Source organism: Microbacterium sp. K35, assembly GCF_004794375.1.
Lineage (GTDB): Bacteria > Actinomycetota > Actinomycetes > Actinomycetales > Microbacteriaceae > Microbacterium > Microbacterium sufflavum.
Map to the genome: position 1 here is coordinate 1 of NZ_SSDM01000343.1, position 659 is coordinate 659.

The window sequence follows — 659 nt, forward strand, 5'->3', positions numbered from 1 at the left end:
TGCCGGGGCTCCCGCTGCACCCTCACCGGCCCCGGCACCGTCCGCGGCTCCCGCTGTGCCGACGCCCGCCTCGACCGTGGCACCGGCCGCGTCGGCTCCCGCAGCGCCCGCGTCCTCCGCGGCGAATGAGGCGGTGTCGTCCGATCGGGCCTCCGATCCCGCGAGCCCCGATCGCTCCACCTCCACCTCCGCCTCCACCTCCACCTCCGCCTCCGGGGGCTCCGACGCCGGAGGCTCGGCCGCCGCCGACGACACCGCGTCGGCGCCGTCCGTGTCTTCGCCGCCCCCCGCCGGCCCGGTCACGTTCGACCGCATCCGCGCGGCGTGGCCGGCGGTGCTCACCCGGCTCGAGGGCATCAGCCGCACGTCGTGGCTGCTCGCCACCGCGGTGCAGCCGCTCGCGTACGACACCGACTCCGAGGTGCTCACGCTCGGGTTCACGAGCCAGCACGACGTGGCGAAGTTCAAGGGCACCACGCCCGGCTCCGGTCCGTCCGACCACCTGCGCTCCGCGATCGAGCAGGAGGTCGGCGTCCGGGTGAAGTATCTGCCGGCGCCGATGCCGCAGGGGGGAGCGCCGCGCCAGCCCGCATCCTCCGGGTCCAGCGCCCCCGCCGACGCCGCACCCGCATCGGAGCCTGCCTCAGCGGCGCGAGCCC

1 protein-coding gene and 1 pseudogene are annotated in these 659 nt (G+C 76.9%); one reads left to right on the forward strand and one right to left on the reverse strand.

Annotated elements, in window-relative coordinates; all coding sequences use genetic code 11:
* Positions 1–303 (reverse strand): hypothetical protein (locus tag DW299_RS19410; RefSeq protein WP_205814404.1); only part of this gene is annotated, 303 nt, incomplete at its 3' end.
* Here DW299_RS19410 and DW299_RS19180 point away from each other — a divergent pair.
* Positions 272–659 (forward strand): annotated as a pseudogene (locus tag DW299_RS19180) (DNA polymerase III subunit gamma and tau); the annotation flags it as partial. The gene DW299_RS19410 and the pseudogene DW299_RS19180 sit on opposite strands and share 32 nt — an antisense overlap.